The organism is Aquificaceae bacterium (assembly GCA_037481935.1).
Lineage (GTDB): Bacteria > Aquificota > Aquificia > Aquificales > Aquificaceae > Pampinifervens.
Window position 1 is genome coordinate 61,720 of the sequence record JBBFKQ010000004.1, and the last position, 20,400, is coordinate 82,119.

The 20,400-nt window shown below is 46.3% G+C and carries 28 protein-coding genes and 3 tRNA genes; 18 read left to right on the plus strand and 13 right to left on the minus strand.

Going from position 1 to position 20,400, the window contains the following annotated elements:
• Positions 1–5: 5 nt before the first annotated feature.
• Genes galE through rseP form a run of 6 tightly spaced genes read left to right on the plus strand, consistent with a single transcriptional unit; the run spans position 6 to position 3,760 of the window.
• Positions 6–986 carry a UDP-glucose 4-epimerase GalE gene (gene galE, locus WHS43_04650; protein MEJ5338927.1) on the plus strand — a complete coding sequence of 327 codons (981 nt, stop codon included), beginning with the start codon at positions 6–8 and terminating at the stop codon, positions 984–986.
• Positions 983–1,294 (plus strand): metal-sulfur cluster assembly factor, encoded by a 312-nt coding sequence (locus WHS43_04655; GenBank protein MEJ5338928.1) that lies wholly within the window; start codon positions 983–985, stop codon positions 1,292–1,294. Before galE ends, WHS43_04655 begins: the two co-directional genes overlap by 4 nt.
• Positions 1,282–1,767, plus strand: coding sequence for a V4R domain-containing protein (locus WHS43_04660; protein MEJ5338929.1), 486 nt, complete (start codon positions 1,282–1,284; stop codon positions 1,765–1,767). The genes WHS43_04655 and WHS43_04660 overlap by 13 nt, the downstream gene beginning before the upstream one ends.
• Before the next feature lies 1 nt (position 1,768).
• Positions 1,769–2,167: a secondary thiamine-phosphate synthase enzyme YjbQ gene (locus tag WHS43_04665; GenBank protein MEJ5338930.1), complete on the plus strand. Its 399-nt coding sequence runs from the start codon at positions 1,769–1,771 to the stop codon at positions 2,165–2,167.
• Positions 2,168–2,169: 2 nt separating this feature from the next.
• Entirely contained in the window at positions 2,170–2,454 is a 285-nt protein-coding gene (locus tag WHS43_04670; GenBank protein ID MEJ5338931.1) for a hypothetical protein, read from the plus strand.
• A 10-nt stretch (positions 2,455–2,464) separates the two neighbouring features.
• Positions 2,465–3,760, plus strand: coding sequence for an RIP metalloprotease RseP (rseP, locus tag WHS43_04675; GenBank protein ID MEJ5338932.1), 1,296 nt, complete (start codon positions 2,465–2,467; stop codon positions 3,758–3,760).
• On the opposite strand, the gene fsa is transcribed toward rseP, so the two are convergent.
• Genes fsa through WHS43_04695 form a run of 4 tightly spaced genes read right to left on the minus strand, consistent with a single transcriptional unit; the run spans position 3,757 to position 6,115 of the window.
• The gene (fsa, locus tag WHS43_04680; GenBank protein MEJ5338933.1) at positions 3,757–4,413 is read right to left on the minus strand and encodes a fructose-6-phosphate aldolase; all 657 of its coding nucleotides are present in this window, start codon (positions 4,411–4,413) and stop codon (positions 3,757–3,759) included. The two genes, rseP and fsa, sit on opposite strands and share 4 nt — an antisense overlap.
• 3 nt (positions 4,414–4,416) lie before the next feature.
• Positions 4,417–4,785 carry a thioredoxin family protein gene (locus WHS43_04685; GenBank protein MEJ5338934.1) on the minus strand — a complete coding sequence of 123 codons (369 nt, stop codon included), beginning with the start codon at positions 4,783–4,785 and terminating at the stop codon, positions 4,417–4,419.
• A 2-nt stretch (positions 4,786–4,787) separates the two neighbouring features.
• The gene (locus WHS43_04690) at positions 4,788–5,543 is read right to left on the minus strand and encodes a pseudouridine synthase (GenBank protein MEJ5338935.1); all 756 of its coding nucleotides are present in this window, start codon (positions 5,541–5,543) and stop codon (positions 4,788–4,790) included.
• On the minus strand, positions 5,519–6,115 hold the full coding sequence (locus WHS43_04695; GenBank protein MEJ5338936.1) for a sulfite oxidase-like oxidoreductase: 597 nt from the start codon (positions 6,113–6,115) through the stop codon (positions 5,519–5,521). Before WHS43_04695 ends, WHS43_04690 begins: the two co-directional genes overlap by 25 nt.
• A 91-nt stretch (positions 6,116–6,206) precedes the next feature.
• Between WHS43_04695 and WHS43_04700 the strand changes: the two genes are divergently transcribed.
• Entirely contained in the window at positions 6,207–7,343 is a 1,137-nt protein-coding gene (locus WHS43_04700) for a hypothetical protein (GenBank protein ID MEJ5338937.1), read from the plus strand.
• Here WHS43_04700 and lptB read toward each other — a convergent pair.
• Positions 7,333–8,049 carry an LPS export ABC transporter ATP-binding protein gene (gene lptB / locus WHS43_04705; GenBank protein ID MEJ5338938.1) on the minus strand — a complete coding sequence of 239 codons (717 nt, stop codon included), beginning with the start codon at positions 8,047–8,049 and terminating at the stop codon, positions 7,333–7,335. The two genes, WHS43_04700 and lptB, sit on opposite strands and share 11 nt — an antisense overlap.
• 23 nt (positions 8,050–8,072) lie before the next feature.
• Here lptB and WHS43_04710 point away from each other — a divergent pair, with 23 nt between their 5' ends.
• On the plus strand, positions 8,073–8,726 hold the full coding sequence (locus WHS43_04710) for a rhomboid family intramembrane serine protease (GenBank protein MEJ5338939.1): 654 nt from the start codon (positions 8,073–8,075) through the stop codon (positions 8,724–8,726).
• 26 nt (positions 8,727–8,752) lie between these two features.
• Here WHS43_04710 and WHS43_04715 read toward each other — a convergent pair whose 3' ends face one another.
• A complete protein-coding gene (locus tag WHS43_04715) occupies positions 8,753–10,009 on the minus strand; it encodes a transglutaminase domain-containing protein (GenBank protein ID MEJ5338940.1) in 1,257 nt (418 codons plus the stop codon).
• Here WHS43_04715 and WHS43_04720 point away from each other — a divergent pair.
• The gene (locus WHS43_04720; protein ID MEJ5338941.1) at positions 9,990–10,463 is read left to right on the plus strand and encodes a cytochrome P460 family protein; all 474 of its coding nucleotides are present in this window, start codon (positions 9,990–9,992) and stop codon (positions 10,461–10,463) included. The genes WHS43_04715 and WHS43_04720 overlap by 20 nt on opposite strands.
• Before the next feature lie 3 nt (positions 10,464–10,466).
• On the opposite strand, the gene WHS43_04725 is transcribed toward WHS43_04720, so the two are convergent.
• Entirely contained in the window at positions 10,467–11,096 is a 630-nt protein-coding gene (locus tag WHS43_04725; protein MEJ5338942.1) for a Crp/Fnr family transcriptional regulator, read from the minus strand.
• A 17-nt stretch (positions 11,097–11,113) separates the two neighbouring features.
• Here WHS43_04725 and WHS43_04730 point away from each other — a divergent pair, with 17 nt between their 5' ends.
• The 6 genes from WHS43_04730 to rpsT all read left to right on the plus strand — a co-directional run bounded on the left by WHS43_04730 (position 11,114) and on the right by rpsT (position 14,265).
• Positions 11,114–11,503 carry a Rid family detoxifying hydrolase gene (locus tag WHS43_04730; protein ID MEJ5338943.1) on the plus strand — a complete coding sequence of 130 codons (390 nt, stop codon included), beginning with the start codon at positions 11,114–11,116 and terminating at the stop codon, positions 11,501–11,503.
• A 10-nt stretch (positions 11,504–11,513) separates the two neighbouring features.
• Positions 11,514–12,914 carry a replicative DNA helicase gene (gene dnaB / locus WHS43_04735; protein MEJ5338944.1) on the plus strand — a complete coding sequence of 467 codons (1,401 nt, stop codon included), beginning with the start codon at positions 11,514–11,516 and terminating at the stop codon, positions 12,912–12,914.
• A 15-nt stretch (positions 12,915–12,929) separates the two neighbouring features.
• Positions 12,930–13,778 carry a DUF1732 domain-containing protein gene (locus WHS43_04740; GenBank protein ID MEJ5338945.1) on the plus strand — a complete coding sequence of 283 codons (849 nt, stop codon included), beginning with the start codon at positions 12,930–12,932 and terminating at the stop codon, positions 13,776–13,778.
• Positions 13,779–13,800: 22 nt separating this feature from the next.
• Positions 13,801–13,872: transfer RNA gene (locus WHS43_04745), tRNA-Gly, on the plus strand.
• A 4-nt stretch (positions 13,873–13,876) separates the two neighbouring features.
• Positions 13,877–13,948, plus strand: a tRNA-Cys gene (locus tag WHS43_04750).
• A gap of 29 nt (positions 13,949–13,977) precedes the next feature.
• Complete coding sequence (rpsT, locus tag WHS43_04755) at positions 13,978–14,265, plus strand: 30S ribosomal protein S20 (protein MEJ5338946.1); 288 nt, start codon at positions 13,978–13,980, stop codon at positions 14,263–14,265.
• On the opposite strand, the gene murJ is transcribed toward rpsT, so the two are convergent.
• The 5 genes from murJ to WHS43_04780 all read right to left on the minus strand — a co-directional run bounded on the left by murJ (position 14,206) and on the right by WHS43_04780 (position 17,265).
• Complete coding sequence (murJ, locus tag WHS43_04760; GenBank protein ID MEJ5338947.1) at positions 14,206–15,696, minus strand: murein biosynthesis integral membrane protein MurJ; 1,491 nt, start codon at positions 15,694–15,696, stop codon at positions 14,206–14,208. The two genes, rpsT and murJ, sit on opposite strands and share 60 nt — an antisense overlap.
• Entirely contained in the window at positions 15,683–16,135 is a 453-nt protein-coding gene (locus WHS43_04765) for a hypothetical protein (GenBank protein MEJ5338948.1), read from the minus strand. The genes murJ and WHS43_04765 overlap by 14 nt, the downstream gene beginning before the upstream one ends.
• A 47-nt stretch (positions 16,136–16,182) precedes the next feature.
• Positions 16,183–16,614, minus strand: coding sequence for a hypothetical protein (locus WHS43_04770; GenBank protein ID MEJ5338949.1), 432 nt, complete (start codon positions 16,612–16,614; stop codon positions 16,183–16,185).
• On the minus strand, positions 16,604–17,158 hold the full coding sequence (locus tag WHS43_04775) for a hypothetical protein (protein MEJ5338950.1): 555 nt from the start codon (positions 17,156–17,158) through the stop codon (positions 16,604–16,606). The genes WHS43_04770 and WHS43_04775 overlap by 11 nt, the downstream gene beginning before the upstream one ends.
• Positions 17,159–17,181: 23 nt before the next feature.
• A tRNA-Leu gene (locus tag WHS43_04780) sits at positions 17,182–17,265 on the minus strand.
• Positions 17,266–17,286: 21 nt separating this feature from the next.
• Here WHS43_04780 and thiE point away from each other — a divergent pair.
• The 3 genes from thiE to WHS43_04795 are packed head-to-tail and all read left to right on the plus strand — an operon-like array spanning position 17,287 to position 18,981.
• Complete coding sequence (gene thiE / locus WHS43_04785) at positions 17,287–17,880, plus strand: thiamine phosphate synthase (GenBank protein ID MEJ5338951.1); 594 nt, start codon at positions 17,287–17,289, stop codon at positions 17,878–17,880.
• Positions 17,849–18,766: a tRNA (adenosine(37)-N6)-dimethylallyltransferase MiaA gene (gene miaA, locus WHS43_04790; GenBank protein MEJ5338952.1), complete on the plus strand. Its 918-nt coding sequence runs from the start codon at positions 17,849–17,851 to the stop codon at positions 18,764–18,766. Before thiE ends, miaA begins: the two co-directional genes overlap by 32 nt.
• A gap of 5 nt (positions 18,767–18,771) precedes the next feature.
• Positions 18,772–18,981 carry a hypothetical protein gene (locus WHS43_04795; GenBank protein MEJ5338953.1) on the plus strand — a complete coding sequence of 70 codons (210 nt, stop codon included), beginning with the start codon at positions 18,772–18,774 and terminating at the stop codon, positions 18,979–18,981.
• Positions 18,982–18,990: 9 nt separating this feature from the next.
• On the opposite strand, the gene WHS43_04800 is transcribed toward WHS43_04795, so the two are convergent.
• On the minus strand, positions 18,991–20,373 hold the full coding sequence (locus WHS43_04800; protein ID MEJ5338954.1) for a TldD/PmbA family protein: 1,383 nt from the start codon (positions 20,371–20,373) through the stop codon (positions 18,991–18,993).
• Positions 20,374–20,400 lie beyond the last annotated feature (27 nt).

Below are 20,400 nucleotides of genomic sequence, written 5' to 3' on the forward strand. Positions count from 1 at the left end.
AGAGCATGAGAATACTCGTAACGGGGGGAGCCGGATACATAGGCTCACACATGGTAAAGCTTCTCGGGGAAAGGGGTTACGAGGTTCTTACAGTGGATAACCTCTCTGAGGGAAACCCGTGGGCAGTGTTGTATGGGGACCTCAGGGTGGTGGACCTTCTGAACTACAAAGCCCTTGAAGAGGTCTTGCTTGATTTCAGACCAGAAGCGGTCATACACTTTGCCGCAAAGGTAAAGGTGCCAGAAAGCGTAAGGAAACCTCTCCATTATTACGAGAACAACCTTATGGGCACGGTAAACCTCCTTCAGGCTATGCGGAGGGCAGGGACTGAGTATCTCGTCTTTTCTTCAACCGCCGCCGTCTACGGAATTCCGGAAAGAATACCCGTAAGAGAGGAAGACCCCACAGTTCCCATAAACCCCTACGGATGGAGCAAGCTCTTTGCAGAGCAAGCAATAAGAGACTTTTCTCATGCCACAGGGCTGAAGTATGTTATTCTCAGATACTTTAACGTGGCAGGAGCAGACCCTGAGGGAAAGATAGGTCAGGTAAGCAAGGAGCCCACCCATCTCATACTGAGGGCTGTAAAAGTGGCAACCGGTCAGATACCCTACCTTGAGGTCTTTGGCACCGATTATCCCACAACAGACGGGACATGCATAAGGGACTTTGTGCACGTTATGGACCTCTGTGAGGCACACCTCGATGCCCTCAGTTATCTGCAGGAGGGTGGAAAGCCAGACATCTTCAACGTGGGTTACGGCAGAGGATACTCGGTGCTGGAGGTGATAAACAGGGTAAGGGAGGTTTCGGGGGTGGACTTTGAGGTAAGGTATGCACCAAGGCGTGAGGGAGACCCTCCAGCTCTAGTGGCAGACAGCACAAAGATAAGGGAAAGGCTCGGCTGGAAGCCAAAATACGAAGACCTCCCATATATAATAAAGACCGCCCTTGATTGGGAAAAGTCCTATATTTATTCTGAATGATAGAGTTTGAAATTCTGGAAAGGTTGAAGGAGATAAGAGACCCGGAGATACCCATAGATATAGTGAACCTGGGGCTCATATACGGTGTGCAGTTAAAGGAGAATGTGGCATACGTGGACATGACGCTCACGGTCCCTTCCTGCCCTGCAAGGGGCTTCTTCGCCCAACATATAAGAGAACACCTCCTCAAAAACTTTCCACAGTTAAAAGATGTTGTGATAAACTTTGTATTTGAGCCTGCCTGGAGCAGGGATAAGATATCTGAGGAAGGCTTGCAGAAACTCAGGAGTATGGGATGGAATATCTGAAGGATAAGTTCAGGGCGCTTGCAGAAGCCATCGAAAGGGAGTCTGTGCTTGTCCACCGTGCTGCCCTTGTGGATGGATACAGGGACATACACAAACTCAGCAAACTGGGCATTGACAAGGTAATAAAGAAGGCAACTCAGTTTGGCGGGAAAAAGGGTGCGAAGATACTCAAAGAAAGGTATGGCATATACACAGACAGACTGGATGAAGCCCTCGATGTGCTGACAGTCATAGCAGAATCCTCAAGGCTTCTGGATGTGTTTGAATATGACCTTGACAGGATGGAGATAAGAGTTGATGGCTCAATTCTCGTTGAAGCCGTTGGGCAGAGCAAAAACCCCGTATGTGAGCCTATGGCTGGCTTCTTTGAAGGTTTTCTTGGCGAGCTTCTGGAGAGAAAACTGAGCGTTAAGGAAATTGCCTGCAAGGCTCAGGGACATGAAAGGTGTGTTTTCAAGATAACTCTCAAGTAGCATGGTGGTAATCAAGGTCAGGACCACAAAACATACCAGTTTTGTAAACATAACAAGTCAGGTCCGAGAAATAGTGAAGGCATCCGGTGTAAAATCGGGCATATGCCTTGTCTATGTCCCTCATACAACTGCCTGTGTCCTTATAAATGAGGGTGCAGACCCTGATGTGATAAAGGATATAGCTTACTCCATAGAGAAGCTGGTTCCATGGAGGGACGCCTATGCCCACTCGGAAGGGAACTCTGCAGCGCACATAAGGAGTGCCATAATAGGCAACTCAAGGGTCATACCCATAGAGGATGGAGACCTTGTCCTGGGCACCTGGGAAGCCATATTCCTTACAGAGTTTGATGGTCCAAGGGAAAGAAAGGTAGTGGTTAAAATCATAAGGGAAGAATAAGCATGAAGCTAATCTTGCTCCTGATTATGCTCGCTGGTTTAGCGTTTCCAAGAGAAGTTCCTTTTACGCAGGAGGACAGGGACAGGATTATAAGACTTGAGGAAGGACAAAAACATCTTCAGAAGCAGATAGATGACCTTAAAAAGCAGATAGATGACCTTAAAAGAGACACACAGCGTCAGTTTGATGAACTCAGAACCTTCCTTTACTGGGGCTTTGGCATACTTTTTGGAGGCATGGAGATACTAATAGGCTTTGTATTGCTAAAAGAAGAAGGACTTGTGTAGGAGGTAAAGTATGGAATATGTGCTGGCTTTTCTGGTTTTGATAGGTGTGCTCATATGGTTTCATGAGCTCGGGCACTTTCTCATGGCAAGGCTCTTTGGTGTCAGGGTGGATATATTTTCCATAGGCTTTGGTCCTGTGCTTTTCAGCAAAAGGGTTGGGGACACTGAATACAGGGTGTCCGTCCTTCCCCTTGGTGGCTTTGTCAAGCTCTACGGGGAGGAGGAGCAGATTCAGGACCCGAGAGCCTTTTCCTCAAAACCCAACTGGCAGAAGATACTCATAGCCTTTGGAGGACCCCTGTTTAACTTTATTCTCGCCATAATTCTATTTGCCCTTATATCAGTGGTAGGCAGAGAAGTGCCGAAATATCTTTCTGAGAAGCCCCTTGTGGGCCATGTGGTAGAAAACAGCATAGCCCATAAACTGGGCATAAGGGAGGGGGACATCATAATAGAAGTCAATTCAAAACCTGTAGATAAATGGAGAGATGTGGAAAAGGTGGTCTTTGAAAATATACTCAGCAAAAGCTGGACAGTAAAGGTCCTCAGAGACGGCAGGGAATTAAGCCTTCATGTGAAAGACAGCATAAGTAGGTCTGCAGGCTTTGGTGCAGAGCCGTGGCTTCCCGCCGTGATAGGAAGGGTGGTGGAAGATAGTCCTGCAAGTCAGGTGGGGCTTCAGGCTGGGGACAGAATACTCCGGGTTAACGGTCGTGAGGTAAGGGGCTGGTATGAGCTTGTAAGGCTTATAAGAGAATCTGGGGACAGACCAATAACCCTCGCCATACAGAGGGGAGAGTATATGGAGGAAAAGACGGTCATTCCAAAAGTAGACCAGAGGACAGGTCTGCCAGTTCTGGGTATAGCTCCCCACGTGGAAAGAGAGGAAAGCAGAGAGCCACCACTGCAGGCTTTTATTGATGGAGTTCAGAGAACCTATATGCTGAGCCTTCTTTCTCTGAAAGCTCTCTGGAGTCTTATAACGGGCGGTCTGTCCATAAAGACCCTTGGGGGCCCCATAGCCATAGCTCAGCTGGCAGGTGAGTCCGCACAGCAGGGCATACTTCCCTTTGTGGGCATGATGGCTTTTATATCCGTTCAGCTTGCCATATTCAATCTCATACCCCTTCCCGTTCTTGATGGAGGTCTTATACTTCTGTTTCTTATGGAATCCATAAGAAGGAAGCCTTTCTCACCAAGGTTCAAAGAGGTATGGGTAAAGGCCGGCTACGCCATAATAATAGCCCTTGCGGGCTTTGTGATAATAAACGACATACTGAGAATACTGAGCGGCGGAAGGCTCTAAAAGGGCCTTTCCGGGACCTTTTCCCAGTCTTTTATGAAAAGTTCCATGCCCTTATCGGTAAGAGGGTGCTGGAAGAGCTTTTTCATGACTTCAAATGGCATGGTGCATATGTCTGCACCTATAAGGGCTGCCTCCACCACATGCATGGGATGTCTCACACTGGCAACTATAATCTCTGTGTCCACTATGTCGTAGTTGTCAAATATCTGCTTCACCTCCCTTATAACCTTCATTCCATCGCTTGAAACATCGTCTATTCTACCTATGAAGGGAGATACAAAGCTTGCACCCGCCTTCGCTGCGATAAGGGCCTGAGCAGGTGAAAAAACAAGGGTGACGTTTGTGGGTATACCCTCAGATTCCAGAACTTGAACCGCCTTCATGCCTTCAGGAGTCATGGGTATCTTAACCACCACGTTGTCGCCCAGCTCCGCCAGCATCCTTCCCTCCCTTATCATGCCCTCTGCATCCCTTGAGACTGTCTCAAGGCTCACTGGACCGTCCACCAGCTGGAGTATCTCCTTAGCCACTTCCAGAAAGGGTCTTCCTGTTTTTGCTATCAGGCTCGGGTTGGTGGTCACACCGTCAAGTATGCCCCATTCAATAGCCTGTTTTATTTCGTCCACCATACCGGTATCAAGGAAAAACTGCATAACTTACACCTCCTGAAGTATTCTCTGGTGCCTAACAACACCCACAAACACCTTCTTAATTATACCATCCTTAACCACAAGGGTTGTAGGCGTTGCCATGATTCCCAGCTCTTTTGCCTTCTGGAAGCCCTCGGGCTTTGCCACATCCATCTCTATAATTGTCAATTTCTCCTTGAGTTTTTCTATTTCGGGCTTCATCAGCTTGCAGGCTCCGCATCTCTCAGAATAGAAGTAAACTATCCCATCCCTTAGTATTTCAGTTTTCCTTCCAAGCATCTTCTTGCTCCTCATGCCTGCGTAAAATCTCAAGCCCAGCATCAGTCCAAAGAAAAGAGCCAGAAAAAGTGCAATGAGCTTCAGGATGTTCTCCACTCTTATCCCCTCCTTACAGGTGTTAGACCAAGGGCTTTATGCAGGCTCTTTAGTTCCTCTTTTGTCATGTCCCTCCACTGACCTGGCTTGAGATTCCCCAGCCTTACAGGTCCTATGGCGACCCTTTTTAGCCTTGTAACTCTGTGCCCGAAGCTGGAGACAAACCTCTTTACTATATGCTTTCTCCCCTCATGGAAAACCAGTTCTATAAGGCTCATATCTTTTTCATGCTTTATAAGTCTGACACTGTCTGGTTTTGCAGGACCATCTTCAAGCAAAGCACCTTTTTTCATGGCGTCAATCGTATCTTTGCTCACTTTCCCAGAAACCCAGACAAGGTAGGTCTTCGGAAGTTTGTGCCTGGGGTGCATTATCCTGTGAGCAAGCTCGCCATCGTTGGTAAGTATGAGAAGCCCCTCTGCATTGTAGTCAAGCCTTCCTGCGGGATAGACCTTTTCAGGGATATCCTTTATCAGCTCCTCAATGGTCTTTTTGCCATCTCTGGGTGGTCCAAGGGCAGTTAGATAACAGCAGGGCTTGTAGAGGATTATGTATCTGCATCTTAGAGGCTTTACTTCTTTTCCATCCACCTCCACCACGTCCTTCTGCGGGTCTACTCTCCATCCCAGCTCTTTCACCACAAGCCCATTCACCTTTACCCTTCCCTGCAGTATAAGCTCATCTGCCCTCCTTCTTGAAGCAACTCCGCACATGGAGAGATATCGGTTCAGTCTTACCAGTATCGCTCCTCCTTCCATGGGTCACCCCTCATGTTATAACCCCTTTGCTCCCAGAAGCCCGGCACATCCTCATCAATCAATTCTATACCCCACACATACTTGGCACTCTTCCAGGCGTAGAGCTTTGGAACTATAAGCCTGAGTGGGTAGCCGTGTCTCAGAGGTATGGGTTTTCCATACATTTTATAGGCCAGTATGCTGTCCTCTTCGTAGAGGTATTGGAGTGGTAAGTTTGTGGTGTATCCTTCCAGACAGTGAACCATAACATACCTTGCGGTGGGCTTTGGCTTTGCAAGGCTGAGTATGTATGAGGTCTGCACACCTTCCCATTCTATCTCCTTTACGCTCCATCGCGTAACGCAGTGAAAGTCCGCTATGAGCTCTACAGAGGGTAGTTTTAGGAGCTCTTCGTAGGTAAGCTCAAGGGGATTCTCCACAAGACCGAACACTCTGAAGCGATAACCCTTAACATCCCAGCTGGGGATTTCCTCTACTATGTCATAGACTATGGGCGCAGATATCCATCTCTGACCGGGCGGAAGCCTGTCTTCCTTGAGGTTTATGGGGCTAACAATAATTTTTTTCTCCATGCTCTTTTATTATAGGCTTTAACTTCCACCATTCACTGCTTTCTGTCATCCTGACTTGACAATAAATAAGTAATCGCTTACTATATAAATCATGTTTTACATATCAAGGGTAAGCATACCCTTTTTCTTTCTGGCTATATCTGATCTTCTTTACTCTTTGATAATCAAGAGCCTTCAGCTTGACCAAAAAGCCGTTTGGATAGTTGCGGTTTTTGGCTTTGTGGCCCATACCATAATGTCCGCCATGTATCAGATAGTTCCCAACTCTCAGGGCAGGCCTCTCGGACTTCAGTGGCTTTCCTACCTGGTCTTTGTCCTCAGTTTCCTTGCCTCTCTTCTTTTTTACTCTTTCCAGACGCTCCACGCAAGCCTCTTATATGCCTTTGCCTCTTTACTCTTTACAGTAAACATACTGATATCCGTAAGAAACTGGCAACCTGTAACTGTTAAGTTCCTTGGTCTTGGCACCTTCTACCTTCTTCTTGCCAGCATTTTTCTTCTTCTTTCAGAACTTGGCTATCTTCCCCTTGCACTTGCAGTGCATACGCTTACTCTGGGTTTTATGTTAAATGTGGTTGTTGGTGTTGAGCTTGCGTGGATACCCATGCTTTATATGGAACCTCTCAACATAGTCCTGAGTAGAAGGCTTTTCTACCTGAGCCTTTTATACCTTCCTCTTTTTCTTCTAAGCCTTTATTTCCTTAACTACAGGCTTGTTTCCCTCGCAAGCCTTCTAGTGCTTGCTTTTGCTGGATACTTTCTATACATACTCTACTCGGTATTTTCCAGAAGACGCATGCCTAAGGAGATTCCCCTTGTGGTAAGGTATTTTCTCTTGGCCCTCATCATATTGCCCTTCGGTCTTCTTCTCGGCTCTATAATGGCAGGTGAGGGACTTGTTTCCTTTCTTCTTCCCATACATTTTGACCTTCTAATTTACGGCTTTACTGGAATAACCATAATGGGCGGGCTTGCACACCTCTATCCGAGGATTGTTTACAACTGGAGGTTCTCTGGAATACGGGGGATTTCCATATCAGACCTTCTTGATGAAAAGGCTCTGAGAAGAATTCTCCCCTTATTACCTTTCAGCCTTTCATGGATGGTCTTTGCAGATGCTTATGGCAAGCCCATTTCTTTCTTCTCAAACTTTCCTTATCTAATTCTCTGGCTGTATTTTATGGTGTCAGTCCTCATAAAATCCCTTCTTTTCAGACCTACCAGCTAAAATCTCTCCCCAGATACACTTCTCTCACATCCTCCCTCTCGCTCACCTCGTGGGGCTCACCCTCTGCAAGTATCATACCATCGCTTATTATGTATACCCTGTCCACCATCCTTATAGTTTCCCTGACGTTATGGTCTGTTATGAGAACTCCTATGTTCTGATGTTTGAGGCTCATAATCATGGACCTTATGTCTGAGAGCATTATGGGGTCTATACCGGTGAAGGGTTCATCAAAGAAGATGTATCTTGGCCTGGGTATCAGGGACCTTGCCACTTCAAGCCTTCTCTTCTGACCCCCTGAGAGCCTCCCCGCCTTTTGATTCCTGAGCTCCCAGAGCCCAAAGTCTGCAAGAAGCTCCTCTGCTCTCACAAGCTGTGATTCTCTTCCCTCTTCAAAAAACTCAAGGAATATGAGGAGGTTCTCAAGGACTGTAAGGTCTTCAAAGGTTGTATGCTCCTGAGGAAGGAAGGTTATTCCCTTTCTTGCCCTTTTATGGGCTGGTAGATGGGTTATATCTTCACCCTCAAGCTCTATCCTCCCGCCATCAACGGGTAAAAACCCCACAAGGCAGTTAAAGAGCGTTGTTTTACCGGCACCGTTTGGACCAAGAAGCCCCACTATCTCTCCTCTTCTAAGCTCAAGGTCTACCCCTCTTAAAATTTCCCTTTTTCTAAAGCTCTTTTTTATCTCCCTTGCAACCAGCACCTTAAAGATTTTAAACTATTGGCATGATACCCATAAAGGATGTCAACCCTCACAGGAGCTTTCCTGTGGTAAACCTTGGCATCATACTTACCTGTTCCGTTGTGTGGCTTTATGAAGTAAGCCTTTCTGATGAGAGGTTGAATCTTTTTATATATTACTACGGGCTTGTCCCTGCCGACCTTTTTGAAAGACCTCAAACGCTTCTCACACACATGTTCCTCCACGGAAGCTGGCTCCACATAATAGGCAACATGTGGTTTCTCTGGGTATTTGGGGACAATGTGGAGGACAGAATGGGCAGGCTCAAGTATCTTCTTTTCTATATTCTGTCAGGACTAGGCGCGGCTCTAATTCAGATGCTTGTCAGCCTGCTTTTTGGCGGGGCCGAAATTCCTATGGTGGGTGCCAGTGGTGCCATAAGCGGTGTTCTTGGTGCATATCTCTGGATGTTTCCCCATGCCCGCATACTCGCCCTTGTTCCCATTTTCTTTTTTCTTACCTTTATGGAGCTTCCTGCAGTCTTCTTCATAGGCCTGTGGATACTCATACAGGTCATAAACGGGCTCATAACCCTCCCCCTTATGGGTGTTGGAGGCGTGGCATGGTTTGCCCACATAGGAGGGTTTGTGGTAGGTTATTTGCTTGCCAAGAAAATGTTCAGGAGAAGATGGTATTAAATTGAAAAAGACCAAACGAATGGTTACTAAAGGACCTGAACCGTATATTTTGAATATTCAAAAGTAAGCGTGAACTTGTTTATCATTTTGCCCTCTACTTCTGCCACAGGATACATGAATTCATTAAGAAATTCCCCGCTTGACATGGGCGGCTTCAGTTGAAAATCTCTTGCATAGTTGAAAGCGACCCAGTGCACATCCCATCCACCAAACATAAAGTTTCTAATTCTCTTCACCTTTGGGTGATTCAGGTCAAGTTTCTCTTCAAGCATAAGCTTCCTTACATCTGCAGGGTCTGCAGGTATCCATTTTCCCAGATAAAATTCTGCTCTGCAGTGCTGCGCTTTTGTAGCGTCTCCCTGAACCTTTGATATGCCCTCTGAAAGCTTGGAGGTTAAAACTCTTAAACCAAAAATCTCTCTTGCAGGAATGCCTGAGGCTCTGCACAGGGCAACAAATAGAGAATTTATGTCTGTGCATTTTCCTCCAAAGTATCCGCTCTCCAACATGCTCTTTACGTCTCCAACACCACAACCAAGAACTTTCGGGTCTCTAAAAGTGTTTTCAACTACCCAGTCGTATATTGCCTTCGCCTTCTGTAAATCTGTCTTTGCCCCCTTCGTTATTTTATCTGCATACTCCTTTACTATACCATCCGTCTGTATATGTTGTGTTGGTTTAAGGTAAAAAGCTACGTCTTCTGGTATTTTTGTATTATTAGAGGGTAAGGTTTTCCAGTTTATGCTATCTCTATTCCAGATTTCAACATAAAAACTTACTTCGGCAAACTTTTTCTCTGAACCACTTTGAAATTCTAAATACACGATGGGCGCCTGGTATACATCGTCTTTTGTCAGAAGAACCTTCGAAGCGTTAGTCTCTATTTCCAAATCAACCAGTCTCTGGTAAGTTGCGTTCGTAGGAGCTGGAACCCACAGCCTTGTGGTGTCTTTAAAAGCCAGATTTGTAGAGTAAGTAAGTTTCAAACTTTTTCTGTCCCTTAATCCTGTGCCTGATGTTGTTCTGACTGGTATGGAAATGAGTGCAAGTCCGTAAGCAGCTCCTTTTAAGAAGGTTCTCCTGTCCATTTTTGACCTCCTTCTGGATTCGATTTCACGATTAATATACGGCGGTCCATTGTATGTATCATCAGATTTATTCAAAGTATTTGGAGAAATTATTTGAAAATTTTGTAACTTTGTTACAGACAATAAAAAATAGTCTTTCCATAATCTAAATAAAACTCCACAAGGAGGTGCTGTCATGAAAAAGTTTGTAGCCATAGGAGTCATGGCAGGTCTCAGTCTTGCACTGGCAGAAGCCTTTAAAGTAGCTCCTGAAAAATACAGGAGCTGGAACCATGTAAAAAGCATGGTTATATTTGACCAGAAGCATCCCCTCTTTAACCCCTTCAGCGGTGTTCATCATGTTTACGTAAACGATAAGGGGCTGGAGACCATCAAGAAGGACGGGAAAAGAAACTTCCCCGATGGAACGGTCATAGCTATAGTTTTCTACGAACATGTGCCGGACAACGGAGCCTATGTAGAGGGTGCAAAGAGGATAGAGGCTTTTATGGTTAAGGACAGTAAGAAGTATAAGTCTACAGATGGCTGGGGATATTATGGTTATGATGGTAAGGGGAACAATCTGGTAAAGGACATGGCAAAGGACTGTCATGCCTGTCACGCTCAGGTTAAGGACAGAGACTTTGTCTTTTCTGTTTGGACTAAATAGAACCTATGGGCGGGTTATTCCTGCCCGCCTTTTGAGAGCTTCATGGTCTTTAATTAGCAACCTACCTCTGCAGAGCTCTATAAGTCCATCCCTTTCAAGCTCCTTTAAGACTCTGCTGACCACTACCCTCACACTTCCCACATCTCTGGCTATCTCCTCGTGAGTTTTTTGAATAAAACTCCTTCCTTCAGCTTCTGAAAGTAGATAGTTTATGAGCCTCTCTTCAACCCTTTCTGACACCATTGAATTGAGCATACCCGTCACGGAGAGCAAATTCTCTGAAAGGACATTCATGAAAAGGCTCCTCCACAAGTGGTTTTCCTCAAACCATCTCAGAGCAAGGTCGCCAGGAACCATGAAAATCAGGGAGTTTTCTTCAGCCCTTGTGTAAGCCGGGTATTCATTACCTGAATAAACTGTAATCATGGCAAGCATGCACATCTGACCGGGCTTTACCCTGTAGAGGGTTAGCTCCCTGCCTGAGTCAGATATAAGGTAAACCTTCAGCTCACCTTCCTTTACGAATGGCACGGCGGGACAGAGACTTCCTTCAGAAAAGAGCAATGACCCTTTATCAATCTTTACTGGATGAAACATCCCCTCCAGAAGACTCTCTACTTTTTCCAACCACATGCCTTAAAATATAAGGTATGACACCCTTCTTCACCGAAAAAGCTCCCAAGCCCATAGGTCCCTATTCTCAGGCAATTTCGGCGGGTGGATTTCTATTTCTGTCGGGTCAGATAGGCATTGACCCTGACACGGGAAAGCTCAGAGAAGGCTTCAAAGAGCAGGCAAGGCAGGTCTTTGAGAACATAGATGCAATTCTGCAGTCCGCGGGCATAGACAGAAGTAGAATTGTGAGAGTTGTAGTGTATCTGAAGGATATGGGACTTTTCAGAGAGTTTAACACCCATTACGAAGAATATTTCAGAGATGTTCCTGTAAAGCCTGTGAGAACTACAGTTGAGGTGAGTGGTCTCCCACTTGGCGCCCTTCTTGAGGTTGAGGTAACTGCACTTATGGACAAAGAGAGATAACTTAATAACCATGATACCCTCCGACCTTGAACCACCACACGATGAACTTGCAGAAAGAGCAGTTCTGGGTGCAATAATAGCGGACCCGGAAACAATGCCCACCGTGCTTGAGTATCTGAAAGAAGAGGATTTCTACCTTGAAAACCACAGACTGCTCTTTTCTCTGCTTTATAAGGTATGGGAAGATAAGGGCAAAGACTGGGATGACATAGTTTTGCGGGAGTATATAGAAAAGAGAGGTCTTAAGGAAAGGCTGGACATGGGCCTCATCTATGCCCTTGTGGAGGAGGCAGCAACGGGTAGCCTTCTTGAGGAAGCCATAAGGAATGTGAAGGAAAAATCTGGTCTCAGACGCCTTATGGACCTATCTCTCAGCGTGCTTAAGGGTATAAAGGAGGAGCCGGACCTTGAAAACCTTCTCGAGCTCCTCAATACAAGGCTCATAGAAATATCAGAAAAACAGCTTGTAAGCCACTACTGGCATATAAGAGACGTGGCAAGGGATGTGATTGATATAATAGAGAAGCACAGAAAGCAGGAAAAGCTCATAACAGGGAGGGCTACAGGTTTTCTTGACCTTGATACCTTGACCACTGGCTTTCATCCCTCTGACCTTGTTATAGTGGCCGCAAGGCCCGGCATGGGCAAGAGCAGCTTCATGCTTTCCATGGCCATAAACATGGCCATGCAGGAGAAGGTGCCAGTGGTCATATACTCCCTTGAGATGAGCAAAGAGCAGCTCGTTATGAGAGCCCTTTCAGTGCTTTCTGATGTCCCTCTTCAGAATATAAGGAGAGGTTTTATAAACGAAGAGGACAGAAACAGGCTTATATCCGCTGCCCTTGACCTTTCAAGGTGTGAGATATACATAGACGATACACCCGGACTCTCCACCACCGACGTCAGGATAAAGACCAGAAAGCTCAAAAAGGAAAAGGGCGTGGAAGTGGTCTTTGTAGACTACCTTCAGCTACTGAGACCTCCAGCAAGAAGAGCATCCAGGCAGGAGGAGGTGGCTGAAATCTCAAGAAACCTCAAGGCTCTGGCAAAGGAACTTTCCATGCCAGTCATTGCCCTTGCCCAGCTCTCCCGTCAGGTAGAACACAGGTCTGATAAAAGGCCCCAACTGGCAGACCTCAGGGAGTCTGGACAGATTGAACAGGACGCTGACCTTATAATCTTCATACACAGACCCGAATACTACAAAAGGAACCCTTCTCCAGAAGAGCTTGGGGTTGCGGAAATCATAGTGGCAAAGCAGAGACAGGGTCCTACTGGAATAGTAAAGGTTGCTTTCCTCAAAGATACAGCCAGCTTTAAACCCCTTCTGGCTGGCTTCTCTCCTGCTGTGGAAAGTTATGAACCTGAGCCTGAGGATTTTTCAGAGGAGGAGCTTGACCTGGACTTTTAGCTTATAATCTTCCTGATGCTCAGCATGACAGGTTATGGCTCAGGAACCTTTGAAAACGATAAATGGATGGTCAATGTATTTGTGAGAAGTCTGAACGGCAAAGCTCTGGAAATCTTCATAAAGTCCAACTACAATCTCATGTCTCTTGAATTTTCAATGAGAAAACTGGTAAAGGAGTATGTAAGAAGGGGAACTATCAACCTTCACGTTGAGGTAAAGAGAAAGGAAATAATTGAACCCGTGAGTCTGGAAACCCTGTTTACCAACATAAACTTCTTCAAGATATTGAGGGAGAAGCTGAGCCTGAGTGTAAGCGATGACACCATACTTCAGCTTGCCGCAAGGTTCTCCGAATTTCCCAAGGAAGAGATAGACCCTGCCCTTGAGGAAGCCATTTCCTGCGCACTGACGGATGCTCTCAAAGAGCTTCTTAACAGAAGAGCGGAAGAGGGAGAGCACATAAGAAGAGATATGGAAGATAGACTTGCAAAGATTGAGAGCCTGCTTCAGGAGATAATGAACAGCAGACAAGAAGTTTATGAGAAGGTAAAAAAGAGAGTAATGGAAAAGGCAAGAGAACTTGGACTTTCTGAAGACAATGCCCTTGTGCTCAATGAAATCGCCCTTATACTCTCCAAAATGGATGTGGAGGAAGAGATAACGAGGTTTAGAGCTCACCTGAGCAAAAGCAGGGAGCTTTTTAAATCACAGGATGATGTGGGAAGAAAGCTGGAGTTTCTCTTTCAGGAGATGCACCGCGAGATAACCACCCTTTCCAACAAACTGCCAGACCTTTCGCCTCTGGCGGTGGAGATAAAGACGGAGATTGACAGGCTCAAGCAACAGGTGGCAAACGTGGAGTAAGTGATATAATATATATACCTTAGCGGGCGTAGCTCAGTGGTGGAGCGGCTGCTTGCCATGCAGCAGGTCGCGGGTTCGAGTCCCGTCGCCCGCTTTTAGGCAACGTGGCCGAGCGGCTAGGCGAGGGACTGCAAATCCCTTCTACGGCGGTTCGAATCCGCCCGTTGCCTCAAAAAGGTAAAAATTAAGGAGGTTTTTTATGCCCAACACGAAGCAGGCTGAAAAGCGTATGAGAAGAGACGCAAAGAGGAGAATAAGAAACAGGTATCATCTCTCAAAGATGAAAACCTACATAAGAAAGTTCAGAAGAATGGTGGAGGCCGGTCAGTTGGAGGAAGCTAAAGAGTTTTTGCCTGAAGTGGTAAGTATCATCTACCACACGGCGTCCAAAGGTGTTATACACAAAAACGAGGCAGCAAGGAGAGTTTCAAGGGTTAGCCTTCTTCTCAACAAGGCCCTTCAGAAGGTTCAGGGGCAGGTAAGCTAAAGGCTCTTTAAGCAGCAGTAAAAGCGCCCAGTATAGTAGAATAGCAAGCGGTATAGCATAGAGTGTTTCATAGGGAGAAGGGTTTATAACAATAAGGAAAAGAGACATAAGGATAGTTGCAAGAAGGGTCTTTAAAAGTGTATTGGCATAATCCCGTGTCTCCAGACTTTTGTCTTTCCATAGGTAAAGAAGAAGGCTAAACCCAACGAGAGATGAGCTGGCGGTTCCAAGGGCAAGACCTACAACACCGAGCTTAAAGAGGAAGGCAAATATAAAAGCGAGAAGGCCTTCCGCAGTAATCGCAAAGAGTGAAGACAGGACTGGAGTTCTGGTATCTCCCTTTGCAAAGAAAACACTTGACAGCACCTTTTGAAGAGAAAAGAACAGAAGACCAAGCGAATACACTGCAAGCACCTTACTGGCTATGGCTATATCTTCCTCTGAGAACTTGCCCCTTCCGTAGAGCAGGGCTATTATCTGACGGGAAAGCACAAGTAGACCACCAGTAGCTGGAATAGAAAGCAGGGTTATAAACCTGAAGGCAAGGGTTATGTTCTTTCTGGGGTCATGCCCGCCGGATAGAATAGAAAGAAGAGAGTTTGCCATACCTACCGAGAGAGCACCCAGCGGAAGTTGAAATATTCTGTTGGCAAAGTAAAGGTAGGATATGGCACCGAGGGTCAGAAAAGAGGCAAGAAAGGTGTCTATGAAAAAAGAGAGCTGGGCAACGCCAAAGCCCATAAGGGCAGGCAGAAGCCTTTTCAGAAGAAGGTGCAGGTCTGCATCTCTCTGAAAGGTCAGTCTGGGAATGAGTCCCTGAGAGATGGCTGATGGGATGTGAAAAAGTAGCTGAGCAAAACCTCCCACAACCACTCCTATAACAAGAGCCATATAACCAAGGCTGTGGGCAGTAAGGGCTATACACACAGCCATCACTATGTTAAAAACGGCCTGAGCAAAGGCAGGAACAAAAAAGACCCCCCTTGTATTGAGCACGGCCATGAAAAAGGCGCTCAGCCCTACAAAAAAGAGATAGCTAAACAGAAACCTTGCCATAAACACAGCCAGCTCAAAGTAGCTCTTTTCCACCACACCGGGGGCTATAAGCCTTATAACCCACTCTGCAAAGATTATGCCGGTAAGGGTCACCAGCAGGTTAAAGAGCGTGTAGTAAGTAAAGACAGAGTTGAGAAGAGGTCTCTCAGTGCCCTCTTTTAATCTCTGGGCAAAGATGGGAACAAAGGCGGCGTTAAAGCCGCCCTCTCCAAAGAGCCTTCTGAAGGTGTTGGGAAGCCTGAAGGCTACAAAGAAGGCGTCGGTAATCTGAGAAACCCCAAAGTAGTAGGCTATCATGGCATCCCTTACATATCCAAGAATTCTACTCAGAAGGGTGGCTGTGGAGAATGAAACAGAGTGTCTAAGGAGAGCCATCTGCAAAGTTCCAGACTTTACTGGGTTCGTAGCCTTCGCAGGGGAAAAAGGTTCTGTGAGCGGGATTGTCTCGTGAAGGGGTAGCATAAACCTCACCGTAATTTTCTAAATTTGCACACTCTAAAATTGTAGGATTTGCATTATTAAACTTTTCCTGAATGGTTTTCAGCAACTCCTCTAAATCTACAAAGACAGATAGACCGCACATCTTACATGCTAACTCCTCTATTACTCGCCCACTCCTATCAATGGCTCGCTTCCTGAAAAGTTTAGGTTTGCTTACAAAATAGGGGTATGCATCCCACCAATCCCTCTCAAATCTATAGTAAACTCTACCCTTTTTCTCTTTACTGCTGTTTAGTATCTTCTTCGGGCAGATATCCTTTATAGTATCCACAACTCTGTGAATATCCGGTTCTATTTTACCCTCTCTTTTCAAATCTTCCAATTGCTTTATATACTCATACCTGGCGCACATATTTTGTATTACTCTATTATTTTGTGAGGTAAGGGTGGAAGTATAAGTCCTGCCTCTCTCTTTAGCATATCCACAACATGTCTGATGTATGGGTATACAAGGAGCAATCCAGAGTTTTTTGCATAAGCATTCAAGACATTCTTATGTGGTATTTCTCCTTCCTTGACTTTCAATGTGAGTAAATAGGAAATTCTAATGTCTAATCTTTTCCCAGATACAGAAAATGTCTCCGCATATGTATATGCAAACTCAACCCGTGATTCAGATCTAGTAAATGTCCTTACAGAGAGGTCTACATCTACATTTACTTCAACTTTTTCATCATCTTCGGAGGGCACATCTGACAAAAACTCCAACTTGCGAAGCCTTACAGATTCTATTTCAATACGCTCCAGAAAGTTTCTAAGCGACTCTTTTAACTTCTCTTTACTACGCCGCATACAACAATTCTCGCTCAGTCAGATAGATTGGAGTGTAGTCGTATTCCGTTACGATCTTGGGTTCGGATTTTATTGAATCAGTATAAGCACGCCTGAAGGTGTAAAACTCATCAAGTTCAATAAGTTTCCTGAAATTCCTGTCAAACATTTTCACAAATTTCTTGTATACTCTAAGAGCCTCTTCTGAGCTGTCAGGTCTTGGTAGGTATATATCCCCAGGGGGCACTTTATATCCTCCATTCCCCTTCTCCAAAACCCTCACAGTTTCGTATGTGTCATACCTGCGCTCACACAGCCAGAGAACACCCCGATTAAACAATTCCTTTAGTGGTTTAACACCCCTCAAATATTCTGCAGTCAATTCAGGCTCAAGCTCAAGGAGAAACCAGTGTTCGCCCTCTTCCAGACTTTTCACCCACAGCAAGTAAAGACTTCCGTCGGTGGATACTAGCTCTACGGGTGTATCTATGACGCTCAGAGGCACGAAGTGCCCTGCGAATTTACCCTCTATGTTTATTCTTTCCTTCTCCCAGATATATCTCACCTTCTGCACCTCTTTTTTCCCAATGCCGGAGGCGGGAGTCGAACCCGCACGCCCTCACGGGCACTGCCCCCTCAAGACAGCGCGTCTGCCAGTTCCGCCACTCCGGCTCAGATGGTATATTATACACCATGGCTCTGGATTTGCCAAGACTTTACGCCATAACCGACAGCAGGAGATATCCGGATATGCTCCGGAGGTTAGAAAAAGCCCTCAAAAAGGGTATAAGGATGGTTCAGTTAAGAGAAAAGGAGATCTCGGGGCTTGAATACTACAGGCTGGCTTTGAAGGTGAGAGAGCTCACGGGAGAATACGGAGCAATGCTTTTTATAAACGACAGGGTGGACATAGCTCTTGCGGCGGGTGCGGACGGCGTCCATCTGCCTGAGAAGGGACTTCCACCCAGTGTGGTAAAGAGGATAGCACCCCAGCTTATAGTGGGATACTCGGCGCACACTCTGGAAGGGGCTCTGTGGGCTCAGGAGGAGGGTGCAGACTTTATTACCTTCAGCCCCATCTTTAGAACCCAGTCCCACCCCGAGGCTGAGCCACTGGGACTTATGGCTCTGAAAGAGGTCTCTCAGAAGCTTTCCATACCCGTTTACGCCCTTGGAGGCATAACATGGGAAAAAATTAAACTCTGTTACAGAAATGGTGCCTACGGCGTTGCTGGCATAGGTCTTTTCTTTGACCATGTTGATAGTGATTGGGGGTCCCACGGGTAGCGGAAAGTCGGAGGTCTGCTGTCTCCTTGCTCAGAGGCTTGGTGGGGAAATAATCAGCGCAGACTCCATGTGCGTATACAGGCATATGGATATAGGGACTGCAAAGCCTTTGGAGTGTATGGAAAAGGTCCCACATCATCTTGTGGATGTGGTAGAACCCGGCCAGGTCTTCGATGCCAAACTCTTTGAGGAGCTGTCTCTGAAGGCCCTGCAGGACATAAGAGCCAGGGGTAAAGTTCCCATAGTATGCGGTGGCACATACCTCTATCTGCAGGCACTCCTGCATGGCATTGAGGATACGCCACCACCTGACTGGAAGCTGAGAGGCAGACTGTATGAAATAGCTGAGAAAAAAGGTAGTGAGCATCTACACAGAAAGCTAAGAGCTGCCGACCCCCTCTATGCCAACAAAATATCACCGAGGGATACAAGAAGAATAGTGAGGGCTCTTGAGGTTTTCATAAACTCTGGCAGACCCTTCTCCTCCTTCCATCACTGGGACAGACCAAGGCTGGATTTTGCCGGCTTTTATCTGAGCTGGAGCTGGGAGAGCCTCTCCAGAAGGTTAGAAGAAAGGGCATCAAGAATGCTACAGAAGGGGCTTGTGGAAGAGATAAAAAAGCTCCTTAAGATGGGTTTTGAAAGCTTTCTCACTTCTCCGCAGGCTATAGGATACAAGGAGTTTATACCCTGTGTGAAGGGCGAAAAGCCCCTTCAGGAGTGTCTTTTACACATGATAAAAAATACAAAAGAATACGCAAAAAGACAGACAAGATGGTTTAGAAGGCAGGGCTGGAAGAAGGTAAACATGGATGTGCTCGGGATTGAAGGGGCTGTGGGGGAGATTCTGAGCAACTTGACTTTCTTCGTTAAGGCTATAAAATGATGCCTATGGAACCACTTCAGCTCATGGCGATGATAGCCAGTGTAGTTGCAGTTGTGGGCTTTGCCACCACACTCATAAATAAACGCATAGACGAACTGAGCAAAAGGGTTGATGACAGCAACAGGCGAATAGATGAACTTAAAGAGGATATAAGAGAACTCAGGAAGGATATGAAAGAAGTGCTCAGAATACTCTATAGAGAAGAGCCTGCCTAGAAAAAATAGTCACACCTCCGTCCCACCCAGCACCATAGACCTTATCCTCAGAGTGGGCTGTGCGTCGGTGACGGGCACCCCCTGTCCATCCTTTCCGCAAGTCCCTATGCTCCATCCAAGGTCTGAGCCTACCGCATCCACATCCATAAGAGCCTTTGGACCATTACCTATAAGAGTTGCAGACCTTATGGGGTATGTGATTTTCCCATTCTCTATCATATATCCTTCCATCACCTCAAATACGAAGTCTCCGGTGACCGTGTTTACCTCTCCTCCTCCCATCTTTACCACAAGAATGCCCTTTTTAGTGTCTGCTATTATGTCTTCTGGGTTGTCCCTTCCGGGTGCTATGTAGGTGTTGGTCATCCTGACAATGGGAATATGGGCGTAGCTCTGTCTTCTGCCGTTTCCAGTAGATTCTCTACCTTCCTTCATTGCCGTTAGCCTGTCATACATATAACCAACCAGATAGCCCTCCTGAATGAGCACAGTTTTCTGTGCGGGCACGCCCTCGTCGTCCACTGTAAAGGAGCCGTTGTGGTTCTCAAGAGTGGCATCATCTATTACGGTTATGAGCTCGCTGGCCACCTTCTGCCCCAGCTTTCCCCTGTAGACAGAAAGCCCCTTCTGCACAAGGTCCGCCTCAAAGCCGTGCCCCACAGCCTCGTGTATCATGGTTCCACCTGCCTGAGAAGCAAGCACCACCGTGAAAGTCCCGGCGGGTGCAGGCTTTGCACTCAGCATAAGAATGGCTCTCTCTGCAGCCTTCCTTGCCACCTCTTCTGGGCTCACCCTTTCAAAGAGCTCAAAGCCCCCTCTTATGCCTGCGGATTCATAGCCTCTCTGCATTATACCGTTCTGAGCAGCCACCACATCTGTGTAGAATACAACCCTCTTCTGAGTATCCTCCGCAATCTCACCAAGGCTGTTTATTACCATTATCTCCCTGGTCCTGTCCATTAGCACCACAGTGACCTGTCTTATTTTTTCTCCATAGCTTCTGGCAGATTCGTTTGCCCTCTGTAGAAACTGAACCCTGTAGTTTATATCTTCTTCGTCCGGGTCTATTACCAGCTCTGTCCAGCCAACTACGCGTTTCTGTCCCACTTTGACTGGTCCATGCCCAAGGCCTCTTGCAAGAGTTCTGACAATCTCCATCATGTTTTCAAAGGTTGGCTCGGTGGTGTATCCGTAGTGAGTCTTTCCATCCTTTATGAGCCTTATACCCACGCCCTCGTCTATTCCCCACTGAACCTTTTCTATCTTGTTGTCCTCAAGATGCATCCTGCAGAGTCGCACCCGCTCGTAGAAAATCTCACCATACTCTCCGCCCTGAGACAGGAGGTTGGAAAGAAGAAAGCTGGATTTTTCTTTGAGTGTATCCTTAACCATTCTGAACCTCCAGAGAGTTAAAAATAT